General features: G+C 45.9%; 11 protein-coding genes and 1 pseudogene. 8 read left to right on the top strand and 4 right to left on the bottom strand.

Translation table 11 applies throughout. The annotated features are described in order from the left end of the window. Positions 1–168 precede the first annotated feature (168 nt). The 6 genes from DW640_RS16185 to DW640_RS16160 all read left to right on the top strand — a co-directional run bounded on the left by DW640_RS16185 (position 169) and on the right by DW640_RS16160 (position 10,870). Positions 169–3,324: a TonB-dependent receptor gene (locus DW640_RS16185; protein ID WP_061473120.1), complete on the top strand. Its 3,156-nt coding sequence runs from the start codon at positions 169–171 to the stop codon at positions 3,322–3,324. 28 nt (positions 3,325–3,352) lie between these two features. Continuing rightward, positions 3,353–4,900: a RagB/SusD family nutrient uptake outer membrane protein gene (locus tag DW640_RS16180; protein WP_055230006.1), complete on the top strand. Its 1,548-nt coding sequence runs from the start codon at positions 3,353–3,355 to the stop codon at positions 4,898–4,900. A 20-nt stretch (positions 4,901–4,920) separates the two neighbouring features. Beyond that, positions 4,921–6,300: a hypothetical protein gene (locus DW640_RS16175; protein ID WP_117578714.1), complete on the top strand. Its 1,380-nt coding sequence runs from the start codon at positions 4,921–4,923 to the stop codon at positions 6,298–6,300. 21 nt (positions 6,301–6,321) lie between these two features. Then, positions 6,322–7,416, top strand: a complete 1,095-nt coding sequence (locus DW640_RS16170) for a family 16 glycosylhydrolase (RefSeq protein WP_370448835.1) — start codon at positions 6,322–6,324, stop codon at positions 7,414–7,416. A 12-nt stretch (positions 7,417–7,428) separates the two neighbouring features. Beyond that, complete coding sequence (gene bglX, locus DW640_RS16165) at positions 7,429–9,678, top strand: beta-glucosidase BglX (RefSeq protein WP_117578702.1); 2,250 nt, start codon at positions 7,429–7,431, stop codon at positions 9,676–9,678. A 190-nt stretch (positions 9,679–9,868) separates the two neighbouring features. Next, entirely contained in the window at positions 9,869–10,870 is a 1,002-nt protein-coding gene (locus DW640_RS16160) for a malate dehydrogenase (protein ID WP_008763609.1), read from the top strand. A 99-nt stretch (positions 10,871–10,969) separates the two neighbouring features. Here DW640_RS16160 and DW640_RS16155 read toward each other — a convergent pair whose 3' ends face one another. Both DW640_RS16155 and DW640_RS16150 read right to left on the bottom strand, forming a co-directional pair. Next, positions 10,970–11,389, bottom strand: coding sequence for a Fur family transcriptional regulator (locus DW640_RS16155; protein WP_008763608.1), 420 nt, complete (start codon positions 11,387–11,389; stop codon positions 10,970–10,972). Positions 11,390–11,395: 6 nt separating this feature from the next. Continuing rightward, complete coding sequence (locus DW640_RS16150; protein ID WP_182427129.1) at positions 11,396–13,348, bottom strand: heavy metal translocating P-type ATPase; 1,953 nt, start codon at positions 13,346–13,348, stop codon at positions 11,396–11,398. Positions 13,349–13,524: 176 nt separating this feature from the next. On the opposite strand from DW640_RS16150, the gene DW640_RS16145 reads away from it, so the two are divergent. Next, positions 13,525–14,964 (top strand): Fic family protein, encoded by a 1,440-nt coding sequence (locus DW640_RS16145; RefSeq protein WP_008765160.1) that lies wholly within the window; start codon positions 13,525–13,527, stop codon positions 14,962–14,964. Here DW640_RS16145 and DW640_RS24020 read toward each other — a convergent pair. Next, positions 14,961–15,050: pseudogene (locus tag DW640_RS24020) on the bottom strand (N-acetyltransferase); the annotation flags it as partial. The gene DW640_RS16145 and the pseudogene DW640_RS24020 overlap by 4 nt on opposite strands. 512 nt (positions 15,051–15,562) lie before the next feature. On the opposite strand from DW640_RS24020, the gene DW640_RS16125 reads away from it, so the two are divergent. Beyond that, positions 15,563–16,255, top strand: a complete 693-nt coding sequence (locus DW640_RS16125) for a hypothetical protein (protein ID WP_055230051.1) — start codon at positions 15,563–15,565, stop codon at positions 16,253–16,255. Positions 16,256–16,886: 631 nt separating this feature from the next. Here DW640_RS16125 and DW640_RS16120 read toward each other — a convergent pair. Beyond that, positions 16,887–18,728: a 4-hydroxy-3-methylbut-2-en-1-yl diphosphate synthase gene (locus DW640_RS16120; protein WP_011108331.1), complete on the bottom strand. Its 1,842-nt coding sequence runs from the start codon at positions 18,726–18,728 to the stop codon at positions 16,887–16,889. Positions 18,729–18,830: the final 102 nt, after the last annotated feature.

Raw genomic sequence — 18,830 nt, 5'->3', positions numbered from 1 at the left:
ATCAGTACGTTACTATAATCTGACGTATTGATAGCGTATTTTTTTTCCCGGTTTGACGTATTTATGAATAACATAATTTATCAAGCCGTATACCATTTAGCCTTATGTTTGCATCGTTCGGTTGCGAACATAAAAACGAGTATAGTTAATCTTAATTTAGTAAAACTCATGAAAAAGTTATTATCAGTTTTATTTCTATTAAGCTTCACCTTAGCTGCTGTATATGCACAGAATATACAGATAAAAGGTACGGTGGTAAGTGGTACGGACAACGAACCTCTGCCCGGAGTAAATGTGGTTGTGAAAGGGAATACTTCCACAGGTACAATCACCGATTTCAACGGTACTTTCACATTATCGGCACCCGCCGACGCTATTCTTTCCATCTCTTATATAGGATTCAAGTCACAGGAAATTGCGGTAAAAGGGCATAAAGATATTAAAATTGTCCTACAGGAAGACTCCGAGACATTGGACGAAGTGGTAGTAGTGGGTTATGGCGTCCAGAAGAAAAGCGTTGTGACGGCCTCTATCGCCAAAGTATCCGCTGATGATCTGGCCTCCACAGCCCCGGTACGTATGGACAATGCTCTGAAAGGTTTAGCTTCCGGTGTTACCGTTACATCCTCTTCCGGTCAGCCGGGTGCCGCTGCACAAATCCGCGTACGTGGGGTAGGTACCATTCGTACCGAGAACGGAGCCGCCGATCCTCTTTACATTGTAGACGGTATGCCGCTTGAAGGTGGGCTGGACTACCTGAATCCGAATGATATCGCTTCTATCGAAGTATTGAAAGATGCCGCTTCCGGAGCTGTCTACGGTGCACGTGCCGCCAACGGTGTTATCCTTGTTACCACCAAAACCGGCAAGATCGGCAAAACGAAAGTAACTTACGACTTTTCGTACGGCTGGCAGAGTGCCTGGAAAAAACGGGACGTACTGAATGCTTCGGAATACGCACTCATGATCAATGAAGGTGCGATCAATGCAGGTATCGCCCCAAAATTCAGTGACCCATACTCTTACGGTCAAGGCACTAATTGGCAAGACGAAGTATTTAACAACAATGCTCCGATGATGAACCACCAAGTGAGTGTGAGTGGTGCGAGCGAAAAAGTAAATTACCTCTTTTCTCTGGGCTTCTACACACAAGACGGTATCGTGGGAGGTAACTTCGACCGTTCCAACTACGAACGTCTGACACTGCGCAGCAATACACAGTACACCCTCTTCGACGAATCGAAAGAACGTAACTGGCTAAACAGCCTGAAGGTGACTTCCAACCTCTCTTATGCCCGCATTAAAAGTACGAATTTTGATGATAACTCTACCTGGGGCACACCATTGGGATCGGCACTCGCCCTGTCTCCCATACTGAACGTGTACGACGAAACAGAAGAAGCGATAAAAGCCCAGTTCGACAAATACGGTACAACGGCAGAGTACACGCCTGTATATGACCCACGCAACGGAAAACTTTTCAGCATCCCGGGCGAATTCGGTGAAATGTCCAACCCGATTGCCAAACTTTCTTTGCCGGGCGACAAACACTGGAGTCATAAATTCGTCGCTAACTTCTCTGCAGAATTGCAATTATGGGACAACCTGAAATTCAAGACTTCCTATGGTGCCGACCTCTCTTTTTGGGGATACGATAGTTACAGACCTCTTTATTATCTGCGAAGCGGTGAATCTTCTACCCAGTCTTCCGCTTATTCAAGAAAAGAAGACGGAACCGTATGGCAGCTGGAAAACGTGCTGATGTATGACAAGAGCATCGACAAGCACTCTTTCTCCGTATTGCTGGGTCAATCCGCCAAAAAGAGTTCAGGCTCCTATCTGTACGGTTCACGCAATAACATCACCAATTACAGCCGTCCTTATATCGACGCAAGTACCGGACTGGCAGCCAATGCAGATCGTGACGCCGCAGGTGCTCCTTCGGTAGATGCCACACTGGCTTCAATCTTCGCACGTGCAAGCTACAATTATGACGAACGCTATATGTTGCAGGTGACCGTACGCCGTGACGGTTCTTCCCGCTTCGGCCCCAACAATCACTATGCCGTATTCCCCTCCTTCTCTTTGGGATGGAACCTCACCAACGAAAAGTTCATGAACAAACGCCCGAACTGGCTGACTACCACCAAAATCCGCCTTTCATGGGGTAAGAATGGTAACGAAAATATCGGTAACTTCAAATATACCGTATTGACTTCTCCCGGCAATAATGCTATCTTCGGTTCATCCGAAAACGTAATCAACGGCGTGAAAGCCAGCGGGCTGGCCAATCCCGACCTGAAATGGGAAGAGTCCGAACAACTCGACTTTGGTTTGGACTTTGGTTTCTTCAACAATGCCCTGACCTTTACAGCAGACTATTACAAGAAGAAAACCAACGGCATGCTGATGGAAATGAATATCCCTTTCTATGTAGGTGAAGCTAAACCTATCGGTAATGTGGGTAAAATGGAAAACAGCGGTATCGAACTGGAAGCAGCCTATAAGTTCCGCGTCAGCGACTGGAACTTCCGTGTCAGCGCCAACGCCAGTTACCTAAAGAACAAACTGATAGAATATGGTAACGAATCCGGTTGGGAAAACCTAGACTCCTTCCAGGGAACGGGTGATATCAGCCGCGCCGAAAACGGCAAACCTTTCCCTTTCTTCTACGGATATAAGACAGCTGGTATCTTCCAGAACACAGACGAAGTAAAGGCTTACAAAAACGACAAGGGAGAATTACTGCAACCGACAGCCGTACCGGGCGATGTCCGCTTCGTAGATGTAGACGGCAACGGAATCATTGATGCGAACGACCGTACAGATATAGGTAAAGGTATGCCCGACTGGACATTCGGCTTCAATCTGGGTGTGAGCTGGAAAAACTTCGACCTGAACATGATGTGGCAAGGCACTGCCGGAAACGATATCTACGACGCAACCCGCCGTACGGACATCGCCACCAGCAACCTGCCCTCATGGATGCTGAACCGCTGGACAGGTGAAGGTACCTCCAACCGTATCCCCCGCTTCGTACAAGGTGACAACGTAAACTGGCAATCATCCGACCTTTACGTCTACGATGGCAGCTATCTGCGCCTGAAGAATATCCAGTTGGGATATACTCTGCCTGCCGCACTGACCCAGAAAGTATTCATCTCTTCACTACGCTTCTACGTGGCAGCCGAGAACCTGTTTACTTTCACCAAATATCACGGCTTCGACCCCGAAATCTCTTCCGGCGGAACTTCACTTGGCATTGACTACGGTGTATATCCGCAAGCCAGAGTATGGACAATCGGCGCAAGTCTTTCTTTCTGATCCTTTCATTCTAAAAACATAAAACGTTATGAAAAAATATAAATACATAGCAGTATGCCTGATGGCATCCGTTCTTCTAACCACCGGATGCGCTGACTCCTTTCTGGAAGTTTCATCTCCTACGGACGAAACAATAGACACTTACTTCACCACTGACGAACACATTCAAGAAGCCGTAGTAGCTGCTTATGACCCTTTGCACTGGCCGGACTGGGCATTCGACGAATATAATCCTGTCAATCTGATGAGCGATATCATGGCAGACGACCTTTGGGTGGGTGGTGACAGTAAAACCGACAACCAGCCGTGGCACTTGATGATGAACTTTGAAGCCATTCCCACCAATATGATCTACGGTCTGTGGAAATGTGCATATAGCGGTGTGAAGCGTTGCAACGACGTAATAACCTATCTGGACTGGGCAACCGATGTAACCGACGCCAATCGCGCCTATTACGAAGCTCAGGTCATCGCCCTGCGCGTATTCTACTACAACTGGGTGTGGAAATTCTGGGGCAATGTTCCTTATTTCGACAAGAACCTGACCGCTCCGTATGTTGCAGAGCAACTGACTGCCGACCAGCTATATGAAAAGATGGTCACCAGTCTTGAAGAAGTAATTCAGCTCAACGTACTCCCGATGAGAGAAGATTCCGAAAACTATGGTCGTGTAACCTTAGCAATGGTATATATGCTTTATGCCGAAATCGTGATGTATCAGAATGACGATTCACGCTATTCCACCGCTTTAAAATACATGGAAGAAATCATCAGCAGCCCTCAATATGACCTGATGCCGGACTACACCGATATTTTCAAGGAAACCGGTGAATGGAGTATCGAATCCATCTTCGAGATCAATTACAAAGACGATAATGCCGTACGCGACTGGGGAAGTCCCCTCGTTGCCGGAGGAACTGCCCTGCCGACACTCATCAGTCCGTATATCTGGCCTAATGGAACAGACAATCACGACCGTGGCTGGGGATTCTGCCCGGTACGTAAAGAAACCTACGAGCGCTATTCCAATAACGACACCCGCCGCAACGCCACTTGCTGGAATGCACAAGCCGTGCTTGACGCTCACAATGCGGAACACCCAGGCGATAAACTGTCATACACCACACGCTATCAGGACACCGGCTTCTTCCTTGAAAAATATGCTGCCATCACCGGCAACAACAAAGACCAGAAGTCAAGTTCGGAGCTGAACTGGAACAACAATCTACGCATTTACCGTTACTCGGAAACACTGCTCAATGCTGCCGAACTGATCACACGCGGCGCCGGTCAGGGTGATGCCAAGAAGTATCTGAACCTCGTGCACAAACGTGCCGGACTGGTAACCGAAATAGAACCTACACTCGACAACATTATCGAAGAACGTCATCTTGAATTCGTGGGCGAAGGCAAACGTTACTGGGATTTAATCCGTACAGGCAAAGCTGCCAGTGTATTGGTTCCCGATGCGTATGGTTATCGTACAAACAGCTGGTCGTCAAGCAAGAAATATCTGCCTATCCCACAGAAAGAAATCGACGCAGCCAAAGGTACCTTAGTTCAGAACAATTATTAATGTACTTAAAAAGAGGAATTATGAAAAAGATATATAAACAAATCAGCGGAGCATTGCTAATGCTCACCCTTATTCTTAACATCACGGCCTGCTCGCCCGAAAGCTTCACATCACCCAACGAAGCCGGCATTCCGGTGGTATCGGACTACGAAGACTGTATCCGCATCGACGTGAATCAGGAAACCAATTATGTGACTTTCTCTTTTCAGGGACAAAAGGGAGTAATGCCGATATGGATTATTGACGGCAAAAACTATTCTTCTTCATTCAACATGACGAAATATTACCGCAAGGCCGGTGATTACAGTGTAGAAGTGAAAATAGCCAACTCGAATGGAGTAAGCGACAGAGCAATCACCCGAAACTTCCATATCGACAAAACCATCATGACGGGCTTCGGTGGCTTCGACCCAGAAAGCAATTTCAATATATGGCGGACTGCCACAATCAGTGAACCAACATTCTGGTATGCACCGGGATGGAGTCCGATTGCGGACCCGGCCTACTCACTGGTTAACGGTACATACACAGTAACACTGCCCGAAGCAACCAGTGAGACCTGGCAGGCACAAATGCCGATAAAGACGAACATCGCAACCGATGCCGGAAAGAATTACGATTTCTCCGTCATCCTGACTTCTACAATCGACCATCCGAATGTGACGGTGAAGCTGGTTGATGCCACAGAAGATAAAATCTACTATTTCGAAGGCAAAACGCCACTGGTTGCCAACGAGCCGGTCTGTTTCTGGAAAAGCAATATGCCGGGGCTTGACATCGCCAACCTGAACCTCGTCTTCGACTTTGGAGGCAATGCAGCAGGAACAGTGATGACAATAGAAAGCATCGTACTGAAAGATCACGCCAACGATGACGGAACCATAGTACCCGAACAAGAAGAGACTCCGGAACCGACATGGAGTGCGGTAGACAGTGAAGACAACCTGTGGCACAGCGTTACATTCACCAATGAATTTTATTATGCTCCCGGTTGGAATCCGATTGCCAACCCGGCACTCAATATCGACGGGGTAACGTACACACTCAACTTCCCCACGGCAACCAATGAAAAGTGGCAGAACCAAGTTACTTTCATCAGTGACGCACTTACCGCCTCGGCAGAGGAGAACTATGACTTCCGTGTGATACTGAACGCATCTAACGACATCAGTTCCGCCACCATCAAACTCGTTCAGGTAGGAGGCGGAGATAATGACAATATCTTTGTTTTCCTGCTAGAAGATGTAAAACTCACTGCGGGAGAAGATGTAACCGCCAAAGTTATCAATGCCAAGGGAGTAGACATCACCCAGGCGAAACTGGTGTTTGACTTCGGAGGCAATCCTGCCAATACGGAAGTAATAATCAAAGACATCATTTTGCAAAAGCATAAAGATTAATCAAACAAAAGCATGAAACCAATGACAATACTTTCAATCTTCGTCTGTTTATTAAGCGTTCTGTCCTGTGGCAGTGACAATGAAGAAACAGAAGTTGCCGTAATCGACGTATCGCCCGCCCAGCTTTCAGCCACTCACGAAGGTCTCGTCACCAGCGCCACAATAAACTCGGGACTGGAGTGGACCGCTTTCAGCGACGACGCCTGCAAAGATTGGATCAGTTGCAAGATAACTGATAACGGCAGCCAGGGAACAGTTGAAGTCACGGTTAAAGCAAACACCACCTACCAGTCCCGCGAGGGAAAGGTAGTGGTGAAAGCCGGAGCCGCACGCACTTCCATCCCTGTGACACAGGCAGCCCGACCGGAACCGTCGGCCGATCCGGACATTACCGTGCCCGAAGGATACAGACTGGTGTGGAACGAAGAGTTCAACAAAGGAACTCAACCCGATCTCGACCAATGGTATTATGAAACAGGAGAAAACGGATGGGGAAATAATGAATTGCAGCATTATGTAGCCGGCAATCAAGGCAACGAACAACTCGCTGCCATAAAAGACGGCATCCTCAGCATTATCGCCAAGAAGATAGGCGAAACGGTTTATTCCATCCGTATGAACACCAAAGAAAGCTGGAAATACGGTTATTTTGAAGCCCGTCTGAAACTGCCCAAGGGAAAAGGAACATGGCCCGCCTTCTGGATGATGCCGAAGAACTATACGGCCTGGCCGGACGACGGAGAAATTGATATCATGGAGGAAGTAGGCTATAATGCAAACTACGTGTCCTCAGCGATCCATTGTAAAGCCTACCACCACTCCATCGGTACGCAAAAGACCGGCGAGACATTCCTGCCTACCGCACAGACCGAGTTTCATGTCTATGCTTTGGAGTGGACGGAAGACTTCATCCGCACCTTCGTGGACGGAAAGCAACTTTTCCGCTTCGACAATGACAAGGCCAACAACAGGAACACCTGGCCATTCAACGCCCCTTTCTATCTGAAGCTGAATCTCGCATGGGGCGGAGACTGGGGTGGTGCACAAGGGGTGGATGAGTCGGCCCTTCCCGCAACTTACGAGATCGACTATGTACGTGTATTTCAAAAAAAATAATATTTGATAGGTATGAAAGTAATAAAGATTTTCTCCGCGTGCCTTTTCCTCCTGCCATTCGTTTCCTGTACGCAAGTGACGAATGACAAAGGCGACACAGCGATAGAGAAGAAAGTAGAAGCTCTGTTGTCCAAAATGACACTGGAAGAGAAACTGGGACAGATGAACCAAATCACCTCTTACGGCAATATTGAAGACATGAGCGGATTGATAAAACAAGGCGGTGCCGGCTCTATATTGAATGAAACTGACCCGGTACGCATCAATGCGCTGCAACGCGTTGCCATCGAGGAGTCCCGCCTCAGCATCCCTTTGCTGATGGCACGTGACGTTATTCATGGTTTCAAGACCATCTTCCCCATCCCGTTGGGACAGGCGGCATCGTTCAACCCGCAAGTGGCTGAAGACGGCGCACGCGTAGCGGCCATCGAAGCCTCATCCGTAGGTATCCGCTGGACATTCGCCCCCATGATCGATATCGCCCGTGATCCTCGTTGGGGACGTATGGCGGAAGGATGCGGTGAAGACACCTATCTGACTACCGTTATGGGAGTAGCCATGGTGAAAGGTTTTCAAGGCGACTCCCTGAACAGTCCCACCTCGATTGCTTCCTGCCCGAAACATTTTGTAGGTTACGGTGCGGCGGAAGGCGGAAGGGATTACAACTCGACCTTCATTCCGGAACGTCGTTTACGCAACGTCTACCTTCCACCGTTCGAAGCCGCTTCCAAAGCAGGGGCAGCAACATTCATGACCTCCTTCAACGATAATGACGGAGTACCCTCCACAGGCAATTCGTTCATTCTGAAAGATGTACTCCGTTCCGAATGGGGATTTGACGGACTGGTGGTTACCGACTGGGCTTCTTCTACCGAAATGATCGCTCACGGCTTTGCCGCTGACTCTAAAGAGGTAGCGATGAAAGCGGTGAATGCCGGAGTAGATATGGAAATGGTGGGCAACACATTTGTCAAGGAGCTGCCGGGGCTGATAAAAGAAGGCAAAGTCAAAGAAGCGGAGATAGATAACGCCGTGCGTAATATTCTTCGAATCAAATATCGTCTGGGACTGTTTGAAAACCCTTACGTGGATGAGAAAGCCAATGTCCTATACGCTCCTTCTCATCTGGAAGCCGCCAAACAGGCAGCCACAGAGTCTGCTATCTTATTGAAGAACGATCATGAAACGCTTCCGCTACAATCTTCTGTAAAAACAATCGCCATAGTAGGTCCAATGGCAAACGCACCATACGACCAGTTGGGCACCTGGGTATTTGATGGCGAAAAATCCCATACAATGACTCCGCTGACCGCAATCAAAGAACTGGCAGACGACAAAGTGCAAATCATTTATGAACCCGGGCTGACATACAGCCGTGACAAAAACATAGCAGGTGTGGCTAAAGCCGCTGCTGCCGCTGCACGTGCCGACGTCATACTCGCTTTTGTAGGTGAAGAAGCCATCCTTTCCGGTGAGGCGCACTGCCTGGCAGACCTGAACCTGCAAGGCGCGCAAAGCGAACTGATCTCCGCCCTTGCCAAAACCGGTAAACCAGTGGTAACGATTGTCATGGCAGGACGTCCGCTGACTATCGGAAAGGAAACGGAACTTTCTTCAGCCCTGCTCTATTCATTCCATCCGGGCACCATGGGCGGTCCTGCTTTGGCAGACCTGCTTTTTGGAAAGGCTGTTCCGAGCGGGAAGACACCTGTCACATTCCCCAAAATGGTCGGTCAGGTTCCTGTTTATTATGCTCACAATAATACGGGACGTCCCGCTACGAGAAGCGAAGTACTGATAGACGACATTGCCCTCGAAGCAGGTCAGACTTCACTCGGCTGTACCTCATTCTATATGGATGCAGGTTTCGATCCTTTGTTTCCATTCGGTTACGGTCTGTCTTACACTACCTTCCAGTACGGTAGTGTGAAATTGTCTTCCGACAATTTGAAGAAAGACGACGTATTGACAGTCACCTTCGATCTGGAAAATACAGGCAAGTACGAAGGAACGGAAGTCGCCCAACTGTACGTACAAGACATGATAGGCTCCGTCACCCGTCCGGTAAAAGAACTGAAACGCTTCACCCGTGTCACTTTAAAACCAGGTGAGAAGAAAACTGTATCTTTCGAACTTCCCATCAGTGAACTCGCTTTCTGGAATATCGATATGGTAAAGACGGTAGAACCGGGAGATTTCGCCCTCTGGGTAGCACCGGACAGCCAGTCAGGAGAAAAGAATCTTTTTAAAGTGGTAGACTAATTGTTTACACGAGGGGTAAAAAGAGGAAGAGAGGGTTCAGTTCACGTAACTGGCCCTCTTGCTCTTTGAATAAATATAACTTTTTGTTATCAAACAAAACTATTTTCAATGAACAATCATCCGATTAAGTCGTTATCTTTGTAGCGGTAATAAGCAAGAACAGATTATTCATCTTTAAACATATATAATTATGGAATTTTTAACCAACGAGAAACTTACGATTGTAGGAGCAGCCGGAATGATCGGCTCCAATATGGCTCAAACAGCTATGATGATGAAACTCACTCCGAATATTTGTCTATATGATCCTTTCGCTCCCGCTCTGGAAGGCGTGGCAGAAGAATTATATCACTGCGGTTTCGAAGGCGTGAACCTGACTTATACTTCCGATATCAAAGAAGCATTGACAGGAGCCTCTTATATCGTATCTTCCGGTGGTGCAGCCCGCAAAGCAGGCATGACCCGTGAAGACTTGTTGAAAGGAAATGCTGAAATTGCCGCTCAGTTCGGTAAAGATGTCCGCCAATACTGTCCGAATGTAAAACATATCGTTGTCATCTTTAACCCTGCTGATATCACAGGATTGATCACATTGCTATATTCCGGTCTGAAACCATCCCAGGTTTCTACACTGGCAGCACTGGACAGCACCCGTCTGCAGAATGAACTGGTGAAATATTTCCATATTCCCGCTTCCGACATTCAAAACTGCCGTACGTATGGCGGACATGGAGAACAGATGGCCGTATTCGCCTCAACTACCAAAGTAAAAGGTGAACCGCTGACTGATTTCATCGGAACTACCCGTCTTCCGCTGACAGAATGGGAAGCATTAAAAGTACGTGTCATACAGGGTGGCAAGCATATCATCGATCTTCGTGGCCGTTCTTCTTTCCAAAGCCCGGCTTATCTTTCTATCGAAATGATCGCTGCCGCAATGGGTGGACAACCGTTCCGCTGGCCTGCCGGTACTTATGTTTCCAATGGTAAGTTCGACCACATCATGATGGCTATGGAAACTTCCATTACAAAAGATGGCGTTACTTACAAAGAAGTGGCCGGATCTCCTTCCGAACAAGAAGAACTGGAAAAGAGCTACGAACATTTGTGCAAGCTTCGTGATGAAGTGATTGAAATGGGTATCATCCCGGCAATCAAAGACTGGCATTCTCTGAATCCCAATATTGACTAACCAGTATCATTAATATAATAAACACCGGAACTCAACGATATTTTTCCGTTCGAGTTCCGGTGTTTTTCTTTTACCATTACTGCTTGTCTGCAATTAATCCTACACTTTTGAGCACTCCGCACACACCCCCTTTACTACATAATTCACACTATGCAAAGTGAATCCTTTCGGTAAGTCGATAACCGGAATATGAATCTTTTCCAAACAAAATGTCCGATGGCATTTCTCGCAATAAAAATGTGAATGCAAGTCTTTCAGGACACAGTTGCAGGAATCATCGCAAACGGCATACTTCCACGAACCGCTTCCGTCGTCTATGCTATGTATCAGATGATGAGACAAAAAAAGCGTGATTGTACGGGATATAGTCGATTTATCAACCGTATCCAGCAACGTTTCAAGATCAAGCTGAGACACGGCACGCCCCGCTTCCATCATACTTTTCAATATGAGAAGTCTGATAGCCGTCGGCTTGATGTCTCTTTTTGCCAACTTATCCAGATAAACTTTTTCTTCCATATTCTTTTATTTTATCATTTTCTGTATCCTTACGGCATTCATGATAGCAATCAGTGCTACACCAACATCGGCGAAAACAGCTTCCCAAAGTGTAGCCAGTCCACCGGCTCCCAAAATCAATACCAGCAGTTTCACTCCAAATGCCAGTGAAATGTTCTGCCATACAATCCTTCGTGTCAGTTTTCCTACCTTTATCGCTTCAGCCACTTTGGAAGGCTGGTCGGTCTGTATCACCACATCAGCCGTTTCAATAGCCGCATCACTGCCTAGTCCGCCCATGGCAATACCTACATTACTTAAAGCCAGTACCGGAGCATCATTCATACCGTCACCCACAAAGGCAACCTGGTTCTCCGTATGTTGGCGCAATTCTTCCAAATGCTTCACTTTTCCGTCGGGGAGCAGATCACCATAGGCTTCCGAAATACCCAGCTTCTCTGCAAAGTTACTAACAATACTTTGTTTATCACCGGATAATATCTGAATGTTTTGAATTCCCAATGCTTTCAGGTTCTGGATGGCGATCCTTGCATCCTCTTTCAGACTGTCGGATAATAGCAGATAACCGGCATACTTGTTTCCTATCGCACAGATAACGATCGTATCTGTGATGGAAAGAAGTTCGGGTGGATATTCTATCTGAAATTTTGAAAGCAAACGCCCATTACCTGCCAAAACCTGAATTCCATTTACGGCAGCTTCCAGTCCGAGACCTGCATACTCCTTACTGTCGGTTACAGAGGAAAGTTCGATATCCCGCTGTCCGGCATAATTCACCACAGCCTTAGCAATGGGGTGTGTACTGCTGCTTTCTACCGAGGCTATCATCCGGATTAATTCTTCTTCGGATACACCGGATTCACAGTTACAAAACTGTACTTCAAACGTACCTTTGGTAAGGGTTCCCGTCTTATCAAACACGACTGTATTAATCTTCGTAACAGCATCCAGATAATTTCCACCTTTAAATAAAATTCCCAACCGGGAAGCTGCCCCGATGCCTCCGAAGTATCCTAACGGAATACTGACCACCAAAGCGCACGGGCATGAAATCACAAGAAAGACCAAAGCCCTGTACAGCCAGTCATTAAAAGTAAATAAGAACTGGGGAGTGATCAAGGAATAAATAAACGGCAGTAAAACAATCAGAACCGCCAGCCCTATCACAATCGGAGTATAAACACGGGCAAATTTACGGATAAACAGTTCTGCCGGTGCTTTGCGTTCGGAGGCATTCTGAACAAGTTCCAGAATACGGGCAAGAGCACTTTTATCAAAAGGTCTGATCACCTTGATACGGATTACTTTATCGGTAACAATCATTCCGGCAAGTACTTCCTCACCCATCCGGATACTTCGGGGCACACTCTCACCTGTCAATGCCGCCGTATTGAAAGCAGCTACCTCATTGAGCATCATTCCATCCAAAGGAACTCTTCCTCCTGTCTTTATTTCAATTGTTTCTCCTACTTTTACGTTTTGAGGATTCTCAATAACGACACGTCCATCTCTGACTACTGCCGCTTCTTCCGGACGGACATCCAGCAGAGCTCCGATATTACGCTTCGCCTTATCAACAGCCTTTTCCTGAAACAGTTCTCCGACGGAGTAAAACAACATCACCGCTACTCCCTCCGGATATTCACCGATATAAAACGCTCCAAGCGTAGCTACAAACATCAGCGTAAACTCACTGAAATAGTCCTTATCCTTCATACTCTCCCAAGCCTCTTTCATAACGGGCAGGCCGACCGGAAGATAAGCCACGACATACCATATCAGAGAGAAATATCCTTCACGGAAGAAAGGTAACTCCAGAGCGTTCATGATGATTCCACTTATCAACAGGATAAATGAAAGTCCCACTTTCCAATATTCAGCGAATATTGATTCTTTCTTTTCAATATGTTTTTCGGGTGCACATTCGTGTGTATGTGCGCAACAACTACAATGTCCCATAATCATTCTTTCTTTTTTATCTGCTGCAAAGGTAGCGAATGATTCGTGCAACAAAGTTGCAAAAGAAGATGCCATAGCCAATCTCCAAATAAATATCGTTCAAGGGATTGGCATATAAAGAAAGTTTCCTATTTTTGTATCTAAACAAAAAAATGGGCACAGCCCCACATATATAAATGGGAATAAGTAATATAAAACAATTATATAGCGAATGGAAATCGCTTCAGCCTCTTAAGCCTGAGGACCTGAAACGTTGGAATGATAAATTCAAGTTAGAGTTTAATTATAACTCTAACCACTTGGAAGGAAATACACTGACATACGGACAAACAAAACTATTATTAATGTTCGGTGAAACTTCGGGTAATGCCAGCTTGAAAGATTATGAAGAGATGAAAGCTCACAACGTAGGACTGGAAATGATAAAGCAAGAGGCGCAGGACAAAGAACGTCCGCTGACTGAAAGTTTTATTCGCGAGTTGAACCGTACCATCCTTGTGCAGGACTATTGGAAGAACGCCAAAACACCCGACGGACAAGACATCCGTATGCAGATAAAAGTAGGCGAATATAAATCACGCCCCAATTCCGTACTGACCGCAACAGGAGAAGTTTTCAGTTATGCTTCGCCCGAAGAAACTCCGGCATTTATGACGAGCTTGGTAGACTGGTACAACCTGGAAGCAGACAAAGGAATACTGACTCCTGTTGAATTGGCGGCGTTGCTTCATTACCGTTATATCCGCATTCATCCCTTCGAAGATGGCAACGGACGCATTGCCCGTTTATTAGTAAACTTTGTGCTGCACCGTTATGGATATCCGATGATCGTTATTCACTCCGAAGATAAATCCAACTATCTGAACATCCTCCATCAATGTGATGTAGAAGCAGGATTAACCCCTTCAGATGGTGCTAATGCCACTTTGAATGATATATTACCATTCGTCAACTATTTGAGCAGTTGCTTGATACGCAGTCTGACACTCGCAATCAAAGCCGCCAAGGGAGAAAGCATAGAGGAAGAAGGTGATTTCGATAAGAAAATAGCGATGTTACAGCGTAGATACTCAGATAAAGCTATCGAAAAAAGCAGTCGTTCCGTAGAACAGGCAAGAAGTGCTTTTTTTGAATTGGCCGTTTATGTGGAGCAAAAGATCAGTGGACTCCAAAAGCTATTTGACAGAACATTTATAACCAACACTCCCACTTGGAACATGGCTAGAAAAATAAATACACCCAATCCTGATGAGCCAATTATCCAGTCACACATTTTATATACTAAGTCAAAAGAGTATAGCTTTGTAGAGGATATCATACGTTTATCCAAGAAATCTCAGGTTGACTACTTTAAGCTAAAATATGATGCAGTAACTTTTCATTTTAATCATTGCCGATATGCAGGCGATAATACTTTTGATTTCCCATTCTGTATTTATATTCAATACTTATCAGATGGATGTGAAATAAGCTGTGACATCACATCCGATTCTGTGAAACTGTCTTATAATCCGGATGTTTTGGCTGAAGAAGGCAAAGAATACATGGATACTGCTTGCAACGAACTACTCAAACTACTTGAAGAAAAAATGAATGATAAGTCACCAGAAAACTAAATCAATAACTCATAATCCACCACATCCAGCCAACGGCCAAACTTTAATTTTTCCTTCTCGAAGCAGGATACTTGCTTGAATCCGATTCAGCTATGCCGCCAGCGAAACAGTACAAAAAGCCATCGGCACAACGACGCTCCACAAAATAATGGTCGTCTATCGTGGCATGGAGATAGTCGTATGTGAAGAAATCCCCGCTTTTCGTTGAGGTTTCAGAATAAACACTTATCTTTGCATACACCTTTCTCCCCGTCAGCGTGACGTGAATGTAGGGGAAAGATGTTTTTTATAAATATTGGAATATAAACGTATTACTTCTTCGCACATAAAGTTGGCTTACTTTTAAAATCAAGGAGAAGTGATGCAACAGATATTCCATGCTAATTGTTATATAGAATCCCTATATATAAAATTGGCATGGATGTCTGTTGTTTATCACTATTCTTGATAGGGTCTAGCCAACACCTATGTGTGGATAGTGAAACGACAACAGCGTCCGTGCCTTTCCTTTTTTTACCCCACCCCCACATCCTTTTTTTAAGGAGAGTGCATGGACGCCCAGTCGTTTTTAGAAGACAATCAAAACAACGAAAGCGATATGGATTTAGAAGAAACACTGGCACTTAAAAGAACCAATCACGAAAAGCTCATCCGGAATATGGATAAAGCTATCAGGAACGAGATGCTCAAATATGAAGAAGCAGAATTCTACATCCGCTTGCAGAGCGAATGTTTCAACCTCTACCCGATAGTCGTTAAAGCATTGGCACTGCAAATTATAGATAACAAAAGGCGTAGCATCTTCTGCTCCATCGTAAAAGGACACAAGCTAAAACGTCTGGCTGACTTTCACAAGCAAACACCGGAAGAAATAGCAATAGAATTCCGTTCTATCGTATGCGAATTGCGACGCAAGATTAATAACGGAGCGTTTACAGCCAAAGAGTCTGTCAATCTCCGGCTAAAAATGGAACGGGATATATTAGAACATAAAATACGGGATTATGATGAATTATGCCAAAGGTTGCAGTTGAAAAACAAAATATTGCACGACCAACTTGACATGCTTCGGGATAATCAGAAAAGGCATTCGAAGGACGAACAAGAAATAACACATGAAAAAGAACAGGAAATAATACGGAAAACAAGAAAAGCATTGCTGGAAGAATTGCAGCGAAAGATGGAAATACAGATAGAAGAACAAACCAAAAACCTGCATCACGAATCTTTCGTCATGCGCTGTATGCAATGGCTGAAAAATGCCCTTAGGCTTCCAACCGTCTCTCACTAGAGTTAATAAAACACTTTGTTATTGTCACTTGTCACTTTTAAAGGATAATCTCCTTATTATTAAGGCAGTAATGGTGATAATAGGTGGTGATAATAAGGTGATAATAGAACTTTTTCTGGTTTCTATTATCACCTGCTTTTAATAAGAAACAGGATTAACACGCTGATTAACAACTATAAAACAGACTATTCAGAAGCATTATCTGCATGTGTTAAAAACTCCATTTTCAGCGTGAATATGCGTTGTTTATGCCATATATAACTTAATGTATGCCGCCTGCATTAAGCCATAGCATAGTAACCTTAACAAGCTAACAAGGTTTGACTAATATATTTAGTACGTTTCATGTATTCGTTTCACGTGCGTGGACCGTTCGGTTCACGTACATGAACCCAATAGATCACGTACGTGGACTGATGGACCCATGTACGTGAAATGACTTCTTCTTACTGACAGAATACATTAATCTAACCTACATAATAGCCTAATGAACGGTTCTCCTACTATTAATCCCGGGTGGTTATCTTCCCCTTGTACGGATAAATGTTTGTGTATACTATAATAAAAGACAGGAGTTGCCTTAAGCAAACTTAAAGCAACTCCTGTCTTAACTATTTAAAAGTATAACTGATTAAAGTTCCAGTTCTTTCCGATCATTGCGGATAAATTCCAGCAACCGTTCCACCGCCTCTTCTTCGGGTATGTTTTTCTCTACGCAAACTTTACCTTTATAAAGGCTGATCTTTCCGCGTCCGGCACCTACATAGCCGTAGTCAGCATCCGCCATCTCACCGGGGCCGTTGACGATACATCCCATGATGCCGATTTTCAAGCCTTTCAGATGTGAGGTAGCCGCCTTGATACGCGCAATTGTCTTTTCCAGATCATAAAGCGTACGACCGCAGCCCGGACAAGAAATATATTCCGTTTTAGAAGTACGGGTGCGTCCTGCCTGCAAGATACCGAAGGCAGTAGCATCTACTACCGCATGACTCAGACTTCCTTGATTGAACAGGAAAATCCCGTCACATAAACCGTCAAAAATCAATGCTCCCATATCAACGGCGGACTTAATCTGCAAATCTTCCGCCTCGTCCTCCGCATAATGCTGGAAGAAAACAACCGGATTCTCCAGACCTTCCGTCATGAGTTGATGCACCAATGCACGGTGCTCGCCCAAGCGGTTCGGATGATTGCTCTGAGAAATAACCACAACTTCGGGATGCACCTTAAGACAGGCAATCACTTCATCCGTTTGCGCCATGTAAGGCATAAACAGGAATTTCAGTTCTGCACTGCACTCGCCCATCAACGGCAACTGCGCATGATTGAAAGCAGGCCATGTTCCGGCCTCCCCTTCCCATACATCGGCATCAAGGATATATTCCACTCCTTCTTCCCGCTGTTCGGGCAACGTTCTTCCGGCATAGATATAATCCGGAGTAAACTGCGGATTGACTTCCGTCTTCCCATCCATGCGGTCGGCAATAACGACAGGGAGATGTTCGCCCCCGATATTCCGCACTGCCCGCGTCTTGCGGCGCGAAGGAGAAAGATAATTAAATTCCGGTGCCTCCATACCCGGGATATAGGGATGATCCTGCCTCAACAGAACATAATCCACCAGCTTGCGCGCTACGGGAATTTCCGCTTCGGGAGCCTCACTAAGCGACACACGAATCGTATCTCCCAATCCGTCACAAAGCAGCGCACCGATGCCCAAGGCAGATTTTATACGTCCGTCTTCTCCGTCTCCGGCCTCCGTCACTCCAAGATGCAGGGGAAATGACATTCCCTCCTGTTCCATCACGGCAACAAGCAAGCGGACGGTCTTCACCATCACCACCGTATTGGAAGCCTTGATCGAAATCACCACATCCGTGAAATGTTCCGCCACACAGATACGCAGGAATTCCATACAGGATTCCACCATCCCTTCGGGAGTGTCTCCGTAGCGGGACATGATACGGTCGGACAGGGAACCGTGATTGACTCCGATGCGGATAGCCGTATGATTCTCCTTACAGATATTCAGAAACGGCACAAAGCGGTCATGAATCTTCTGTATCTCCTGCGCATACTCCTCGTCGGTATATTCCAGTTTCTTAAAAGTACGCGCTGCATCTACATAGTTGCCCGGATTGATCCGTACCTTTTCTGCATATTGAGCTGCTACATCGGCCACTTTCGGATTAAAATGCACATCGGCCACCAACGGAACCATATATCCCTGACTTCGTAGCCCGATATTGATATTCATCAGGTTTTCCGCTTCCTTGACGCCCTGCGTGGTCAGTCGTACATACTCGCCGCCGGCATCGACGATGCGTTTGGCTTGTTCCACACAAGCTTCTGTATCCATAGTGGACGTGTTCGTCATCGACTGGATACGAATAGGATTGGGGCCGCCCAAAGGTACAGCCCCAATATTTACTTCGGATGTTTCTCTTCGAAAGTAATTGAATAAATCCATCTTTTCAATTGACAATTGACAGTTGACAATTGACAATTGAGAATCGAGAATCAACAACAAGCTCAACAAAGCACCCACAGCGCCAGCCCATTGTCAATTGTC

This window comes from Bacteroides sp. AM23-12 (assembly GCF_003434395.1).
Taxonomy (GTDB): Bacteria; Bacteroidota; Bacteroidia; order Bacteroidales; family Bacteroidaceae; genus Bacteroides; species Bacteroides thetaiotaomicron.
Note: the sequence above shows the minus strand (reverse complement) of the source record. Positions and strands in the feature narration are given on the sequence as shown.